This is a genomic window from Proteus sp. HMSC14B05, from assembly GCF_001808035.1.
Taxonomy (GTDB): Bacteria; Pseudomonadota; Gammaproteobacteria; order Enterobacterales; family Enterobacteriaceae; genus Proteus; species Proteus mirabilis.
Genome location: NZ_KV791986.1, coordinates 72,008 through 79,737, shown reverse-complemented (window position 1 = coordinate 79,737; position 7,730 = coordinate 72,008). Strand labels below are relative to the sequence as shown.

Sequence of the window (7,730 nt, the reverse complement as noted above, 5' to 3'; positions counted from 1 at the left end):
GTCGGGCGTTCGAGTCGCCCACGACCCACCATTTCAATATGCTTTTCTAGTCTTTTATCACACGCCATTCTCATTCTATCTAAAAATGCTCTCTATAACTCGTTTTTGTATTTATTACTCGAGTACTCAAATAGAGGATGTAAATAGATAGCTTCTCCATTGCTGAAAAAACTATCTGATCTCACTTAAGTTGGATAATGACAAATAATGGAAGTGGTTATTTGGTAATATTCATTTTCAGTTAATAGTTCATTATCAATAAACCAATCGCTAATGAGTATTTGTGCTTGTGTTGCCTTTTCTATCGACAAACCAAAACGCTTTGATGCATCAATAAAAAAAGCCATGATAATACTTAATGCAGCCGCTGCTTCATAAGGGGTACTCATGGCCAGTGTGCTTTCTAATGAACGTAATGAATAAAACTTAGGTAACCACTCCCGTAAGTTTTTGCCTTGGTACCAGACATCTTGTATTGATGTTTGCAGAGCAACTTGCTCTAGTAAACGGATCAACCATTCCCTTATATCACTCATACGATATTCAGCGAACCAAAATTCATTACGTAAGATAGCTATAGCGATTTGTGTGGCTTCAAACCAAAACTCTTGAGCCAAGGCATCAGCTTGCTCTATGGAAAGGGCTGGGGGAGTTACAGTGCTAATTTCTGGAAGTTGGTCACATAAACCTGTTTTATCAAGTAAAACACGATAGCCTCGTTGATAAACTGGACTTAGACCATTTTGTTTCATATTGATAATTCTTTCAGGCTCTGCCATCAAAATATCCATTTTTCGGCCTTGAGCTAATACGTGCAAATAGATTGGCCAGCGAATGCCGTTCGGATCTTCACATTCTGTTGCTAAAGAGACGAGGTGTTTACCAAATTGTGATAGCCAATGTTGGTTTTTTGCTAGCTCAGTCGCACCGTGACCAATAAGCTCTATATCAATATCAGAATAGCTGTCTATCTTCTTATTACGACCCACTGAGCCTGTTAATACCACAGCCTCAATTCGAGGATCAAGTAATGCAAAAGATAACATGCGATCGATTAAGCGGGTGATTGGCTCCATATTTCTCTCTAGTTGTTATAGTAGATAAAGTTATTTGTTGTAAGTATGAATAAAAAAATAGCATATTTATTATATAAAACACTTTTTGTTTTTTATGGTAAATAAATGGCATTTTGTTTAATATTTTAAACTAAGTGCTATCATTGATAGGAATGTATATATATCTTTATCACTTTGCAACAATGTCGCAATAACCCATATTTTATTTGTTTTTTCTATGATTAAGTCGGGGTTGTCAAATGGATGTCATTAGTTGGTTTAGTATCAATAATATTTTAGTCAATATTCCATTAGGAAAAGAAGGCTATCCACTCTCATGGATTGAAGCTATAGGGACTATTGCTGGATTATTATGTATATGGCTTGCGAGCCAGGAAAAGATCATTAACTATTTATTTGGGTTAATTAATGTCACTTTATTCGCCATTATTTTTTTCCAGATCCAGTTATATGCCAGTCTACTGCTACAAATTTTCTTCTTTGCTGCCAATATTTATGGTTGGTATGCATGGAGTAGAGTGAATGATTTTGAACAAGCAGAATTGAAAATACGTTGGTTAAAGCCGGGCCAACAAATCGTATTAATCATTGTCTCCATTGCTGCCATTATTGCGCTAACGTTTAATATTGATACCGTTTTTGGCTATTTAGCAGTTATTGCTGTTGATATCTTAAATGTCTTCGGGGCAAATTTAGCCACACCTGCTATCGAGCCAGATGCTTACCCATTCTGGGATTCAACAATGACGGTACTCTCCATTGTGGCTATGATCTTAATGACACGCAAATTGGTAGAAAACTGGTTAATTTGGTCTGTTATTAATGTCATTAGTATTGTTATATTTTATAAACAGGGTGTTTATGCCATGTCTATTGAATATATCATCTTATTGGCTATCGCTATTAATGGCTCTCGTTTGTGGATCAAATCAGCAAAGCATTCAAATAAAAATAATTATCTCTCATAATAAAAAAGGCTGGTAGAGTTATATTTCTCTCCAGCCTTGCTATTCGTTGTGTTTATTCTTCTATTCTAGGCAATTTCAAATCATTATTTTACTTAATGGTGCTATTACTTGTTTTCGATGTTTTTGTTATCTATCGTCATGGGCTGTTTAGGCTCTTAAGGGTGTTTACAGAGAGAAAACGAATGGTTAGATTGAAGAAACAGAAATCATATTGACTAGATAATAATAGAGTGGAACACGGGAATGAATTACCAGAATGATGATCTTAAAATAACACAAATCAATGAACTTTTACCGCCAGTGGCATTATTGGAAAAGTTTCCAGCCACTGACAATGCGGCGTTTACAGTTCGTCATGCCCGTGAAGCTATTCATCAAATCCTTGCTGGAAAAGATGATCGCCTATTAGTGGTGATTGGGCCTTGCTCTATTCATGATCCTAACGCGGCACTGGAATATGCTCAGCGTTTAAATTTATTAAGAGAAGAGCTGAAAGATAAACTTGAAATTGTGATGCGAGTTTATTTTGAAAAACCACGTACCACAGTCGGTTGGAAAGGGCTGATAAATGATCCACATATGGACTGTACCTTTGATATTAATGAAGGATTACGCATTGCTCGTCGTTTGCTATTAACCATCAATGATAGTGGATTACCAACGGCTGGCGAGTTTTTAGATATGATAACCCCACAATATGTCGCTGATTTGATGAGTTGGGGAGCTATTGGTGCTCGAACAACAGAATCTCAAGTGCATAGAGAATTATCCTCCGGACTATCTTGTCCTGTTGGTTTTAAAAATGGCACAGATGGCACAATTAAAGTGGCGATTGATGCCATCAATGCTGCAGGCTCTCCACACTGTTTCTTATCAGTAACTAAATGGGGTCACTCAGCGATAGTTCGTACTGCAGGGAATAAAGATTGCCATATTATTTTACGGGGCGGTAAAGAGCCTAATTACAGTGCAGAACATGTTGCTGCCGTAAAAGAAGGTCTGAAAAAAGCAGGATTACCCCAAAATGTTATGGTTGATTTTAGCCACGCCAATAGCTGTAAACAATTTAAGAAACAAATGGAGGTTGGTGCCGATATTTGCCAACAAATTAGCGCAGGAGAAAAAGCTTTAATTGGTGTAATGGTTGAAAGTCATTTAGAAGAGGGCAATCAATCATTAGAAAGTGGTGAACCTTTGGTATACGGTAAAAGTGTCACAGATGCTTGTATTGGGTGGGATGATACAGAAACGTTATTACGCCAATTAGCCGATGCAGTCGCTACTCGTCGTAATAAATCATAATAGTCTGTTTTTATTAATAAAAATGCCACTCAAAAGTGGCATTTTTTTTATCTAATTCAAAGTAAAAGTAAAATTATTTTGCTTTACCTTGGTTAGCAACAGCCGCGGCTTTTGCTGCGATTTCTTCTGCATTACCTAAGTAGTAACGTTTGATTGGTTTCATATTTTCATCAAATTCGTAAACTAAAGGTACTGCTGTTGGGATATTCAGTTCAAGAATTTCTTCTTCACTCATATTGTCTAGGTATTTAACCAGAGCGCGCAGTGAGTTACCGTGAGCGGCAATAATCACTTTATCACCTGAAGCAACGCGAGGTTTAATGACTTCTTCCCAATATGGTGTTACACGGTCGATAGTTAACGCTAAGCTTTCTGTTAATGGCAGTTCAGCTTCAGTTAAAGATGCATAACGTGGATCTTTACCTGGGAAGCGATCATCATCTTTAGTTAACTCTGGTGGGGTAACCGCAAAACCACGACGCCATTGTTTAACTTGCTCGTCACCGTATTTTTCAGCTGTTTCAGCTTTGTTTAAGCCTTGTAATGCACCGTAGTGACGTTCGTTTAGTTTCCAGCTTTTCTCTACTGGCAGCCATTGTTGATCAACTTCATCAAGAATGTTCCACAGAGTGTGGATTGCACGTTTTAGTACAGAAGTATATGCGTAGTCAAAAGTAAAACCTTCAGCCTTCAGCAGTTTACCTGCTTCTTGCGCTTCATTACGGCCTTTATCTGACAATTCAACGTCAGTCCAGCCTGTAAAACGGTTTTCTTTGTTCCATACACTTTCACCGTGTCGAACTAGCACAAGCTTAGTTACTGCCATAGTTTAGACTCCTATAATTACTTTCTTAATATAAGTTTAAAATCAGGACTGCAATCATTATATGGATCATCAACAAGAACGCCAAACATAACTAACAAAACTAGGGGGATTATGTCAAAAATGACGATTGTTTGATGAAATATTACACAGTTATTACACCTTTTGCTTAATCGATCAAGCTATTAATTTAACGGGATCGGTGAAAAGAAACGAAAAGCCGATTCTGGATAATTATCAGTAAAAAATATGCTCTCTAAATCTATCGTTAAAATCATCGCCATCTATCGATAACAAATACCCTTTTCTTCAGTGTGATGATGTATCTTACCTTAAAAATAGCCTATATCTAGTTAACAGGGTTGTTGTTGGTAACGATAGATATCTCCTTCTTTAATAAAAATCAGTTGATGGGTAATACAGTGAGGTGCATCTTCTTGATGATGACTGACAAACAGTAGTTGAGTATTGCTATGGCTTATCATGATATCAATAAAGCGCTGTACTAATAGTCTATTGGTTGTATCTAATCCTTGTAGTGGTTCATCGAGGATCAATAATGTCGGGTGTTTAACCAATGCTCTTACAATTAATACTAGACGCTGTTGTCCCCATGAAAGTGAGTGAAAAGGATGGTTAGCGAGTGCAGTTAAACCAATTAGTGTTAGCCATTCATCCGCTAATTTTTGCTGTTTATCGGTAACGGCTTGATAAATACCAATAGAGTCATGAAAACCAGAAATAATCACATTTTTCACACTTGAAGAGACGCGATAGCTTTGATGTAAGGCATTACTAACATAACCAATATGGCGTTTGATCTCCCAAATGGTTTCACCACTGCCTCTTTTACGACCAAATAGTGTTAAATCATTGCTATAGCCCTGAGGATGATCTCCTGTGATTAAGCTTAATAAGGTCGATTTTCCTGCGCCATTAGGACCTAATATTTGCCAATGTTGTTGTGGTTTAACTTCCCAGGTTAAGTGATGGAGCACAGGTTTATCATTATAACTGACCACGCCATCCTTAAGTATAATAGGGGAAAGCGTTGGTGGTAAGGTAGGAACTGCATCAACGGAGTCTGAGGCGGGTAAGATCAGATTTTCAAGTGTTTCACTGTGAGATAATTGCGCAATTACTGAGTCTGATAAAATATCACTTTTTTTACCTTGTGCCACGAGTTTACAGTCAATCAATAAGCCAGCATTTTGCACAAAATCAGGAATATCATTAAAGCGATTTAAAATAAGAACAATCGTTAGCTTTTGTTGATGTAGTGATGAAAGTAACTCACTTAATGTACGACGAGAGTCAATATCTAAACCATCAAAAGGTTCATCTAAAATTAATAGATCAGGTTTATTCATCAATAACTGAATAAGCAGTACCTTACGAGACTCTCCCGTTGAAAGATATTTAAAACGCCTTGATAAAAGTGCATCAATACCAAATTGTTTTGCTAATAACAGGCAGCGATCATTATCTTTTACCTGCATTTGGATCACCTGAGCCACGGTTAATCCCGTATCATCCTCATCTTCACTTAATAAGTCTGTATTGTTACGCAGCCACTCTTCCTCTATCATTTTTTGTAATTTTTCAAAAGAGAGATTAATCGGACGAGTAAACCTATTAATAAGCTCACCCGATAATAAAATCCCCTCTTGGCATAATGTATTAGCGAGCGCCGTTTTACCACTACCATTGCTACCAACGAATGCCCAACTTTCTCCTTCATTGATAGTTAAATCATCGATATGCAAGCAGAGTGTATCACTTAAGCGAAACTGTGTTTTTGTGAGTTGCAAGTACTTCATTATTATTATCCTTATTTTTATTACAAGTAGAATACTTACCAATATCGGTTTAATTAAAACTTGTCAATATTTGTTGCTGATCGCTTAAGTAAAAATAGTGCAGAGAGAATAAAAAAGATAAAAGATGGGCAAGATTATTTATGTTATTTTAATAAAAACATAAGGACTCGTTTATATGAATAACATTAAAAGGGAATGTATTAACTATTTATTAGGATTAATGGCGCTATTTTTATTAACGATAAGTAAGATAACTTTTGCAGAAATAAATAATAATGTAAATAATTGCTTCTTAATTAATGAAATAAAAATAGAAAGGAATGGTTTATTAACTAATAAGGCACAAAAAGAATTAATATCTAAATATATAAATAAATGTTTAACATTAAGTGATATGCAACATATCATTAAATCAATGACTAATGCGTATATTGAAAAAGGCTATATTACTTCACAAGCTTTTATTGCCGATCAAGATCTCTCAAATCATCAATTAACCATTAACGTAATTGAAGGAAAGATAAAATCAATCTTTATTGATAACATGACTTCTCCCATGGTTGATATTCTATTTCCTTCATATCAAGATAAACGACTTAATTTACGTGAGTTAGAGCATGGGCTTGAACAACTTAATCGATTAACAACATCACAATATAGATTAGATATTCAACCTAGTGACAGGATAGGATACTCGACTATTTTTATTTATAAGAAAAACAAAACGCATCCTTTCAGAAATCAACTTACTATTGATAATTCAGGTTCAAAAGCAACAGGTGAAATTTTACTGACGAATACCACAACAATAGATTCGTTATTTGGATTTGGAGAGCAGTGGGATCTCTCCTTAAACAGTAATACAGATTTATTACATTCACATTATTATAGAGGCTATACAGCGAGTATAAACATTCCCTATGGCTATTGGTTTTATCAATATCAGTTATCTTATAACCGTTCTTCTCATTTTATTAAAAGTTATAGTAATCAATATATCTATAAAAGTATAAATACTAATCAGCAAGTTGATATTAGTCGTTTACTTTATCGGGATAGTAAGAAGAAGATAATATTAAAAGGCATATTAAAGCATAAAAAAGTAAGAACGGAATTAGCCAAACAGCCGATATTAATCAATAGCCCAACATTAACATCATTATCATTAGCCCCTCAATATCATTTTAATCTGACATCAGGTTATTTATCTATTAATCCATCAGCAGAAATTGGGTTGTCTTTTTTTGGGGCATCACCTGATTATATTGCTGAAAACTCACCCCGAAGCCACTATAGAAAATTGAGTCTAAATATACATTATCAATATTTATTTCCTTACTCTGTCTCCTATATTACGTCTTTTTATGGTCAATATACATCTGATAATCTTTATAGTGTGGAAAAAATAACCATAGATGGATTAAATGCAGTTCGTGGTGCTAAACAAAATAAGCTTAGTGCCAATAGAGGACTTTATTGGCGTAATGAAATTAATACACCATGGATAAATTCATTTTTAGGTCAATGGCGTTTTATTACAGCTGTTGATTATGGCGTTATCTATTCTGATCAATATGAAACAAAGCAGCAGTCTTTATTAGCTGGCGCTATGGGGCTTTCATTTTATCGTTCCCCTTTTTCTTCACAACTATTGATAAACAAACCATTCATTTATCCAAAGTGGTCAAATGCTAACCAATGGTCTTTATCTTGGTCAATTTCTTTTGCTCTTTAAATAAGG

The 7,730-nt window shown here is 35.3% G+C and carries 6 protein-coding genes and 1 tRNA gene (1 of these 7 cut by a window edge); 4 read left to right on the top strand and 3 right to left on the bottom strand.

All coding sequences use genetic code 11. From position 1 onward, the window contains the following. Window positions 1-31, top strand: a tRNA-OTHER gene (locus HMPREF3129_RS09020) (it extends 50 nt beyond the left edge of the window). Between the two features lie 154 nt (window positions 32-185). Here the strand turns inward: HMPREF3129_RS09020 and HMPREF3129_RS09015 are convergent. Beyond that, window positions 186-1,076 (bottom strand): aminoglycoside 6-adenylyltransferase, encoded by an 891-nt coding sequence (locus tag HMPREF3129_RS09015; protein WP_036919987.1) that lies wholly within the window; start codon window positions 1,074-1,076, stop codon window positions 186-188. A gap of 239 nt (window positions 1,077-1,315) precedes the next feature. Between HMPREF3129_RS09015 and pnuC the strand changes: the two genes are divergently transcribed. Beyond that, entirely contained in the window at window positions 1,316-2,044 is a 729-nt protein-coding gene (gene pnuC, locus HMPREF3129_RS09010; RefSeq protein ID WP_004244441.1) for a nicotinamide riboside transporter PnuC, read from the top strand. A gap of 243 nt (window positions 2,045-2,287) precedes the next feature. Beyond that, window positions 2,288-3,346, top strand: a complete 1,059-nt coding sequence (aroG, locus tag HMPREF3129_RS09005) for a 3-deoxy-7-phosphoheptulonate synthase AroG (RefSeq protein ID WP_004244442.1) — start codon at window positions 2,288-2,290, stop codon at window positions 3,344-3,346. A 73-nt stretch (window positions 3,347-3,419) separates the two neighbouring features. Here the strand turns inward: aroG and gpmA are convergent, their stop codons facing one another. Together gpmA and modF are read right to left on the bottom strand one after the other, a co-directional pair. Next, the gene (gene gpmA, locus HMPREF3129_RS09000) at window positions 3,420-4,172 is read right to left on the bottom strand and encodes a 2,3-diphosphoglycerate-dependent phosphoglycerate mutase (RefSeq protein WP_004244443.1); all 753 of its coding nucleotides are present in this window, start codon (window positions 4,170-4,172) and stop codon (window positions 3,420-3,422) included. A 350-nt stretch (window positions 4,173-4,522) separates the two neighbouring features. After that, complete coding sequence (gene modF, locus HMPREF3129_RS08995) at window positions 4,523-5,989, bottom strand: molybdate ABC transporter ATP-binding protein ModF (protein ID WP_036919988.1); 1,467 nt, start codon at window positions 5,987-5,989, stop codon at window positions 4,523-4,525. Window positions 5,990-6,164: 175 nt separating this feature from the next. Between modF and HMPREF3129_RS08990 the strand changes: the two genes are divergently transcribed. Next, a complete protein-coding gene (locus tag HMPREF3129_RS08990; RefSeq protein ID WP_004252179.1) occupies window positions 6,165-7,724 on the top strand; it encodes a ShlB/FhaC/HecB family hemolysin secretion/activation protein in 1,560 nt (519 codons plus the stop codon). Window positions 7,725-7,730: the final 6 nt, after the last annotated feature.

Excerpts from the sequence above, each read along its gene's own strand:
- HMPREF3129_RS09015 (WP_036919987.1), bottom strand. The coding sequence starts at position 1,076 with ATGGAGCCAATCACCCGCTTAATCGATCGCATGTTATCTTTTGCATTA.
- pnuC (WP_004244441.1), top strand. The coding sequence starts at position 1,316 with ATGGATGTCATTAGTTGGTTTAGTATCAATAATATTTTAGTCAATATT.
- aroG (WP_004244442.1), top strand. The coding sequence starts at position 2,288 with ATGAATTACCAGAATGATGATCTTAAAATAACACAAATCAATGAACTT.
- gpmA (WP_004244443.1), bottom strand. The coding sequence starts at position 4,172 with ATGGCAGTAACTAAGCTTGTGCTAGTTCGACACGGTGAAAGTGTATGG.
- modF (WP_036919988.1), bottom strand. The coding sequence starts at position 5,989 with ATGAAGTACTTGCAACTCACAAAAACACAGTTTCGCTTAAGTGATACA.
- HMPREF3129_RS08990 (WP_004252179.1), top strand. The coding sequence starts at position 6,165 with ATGAATAACATTAAAAGGGAATGTATTAACTATTTATTAGGATTAATG.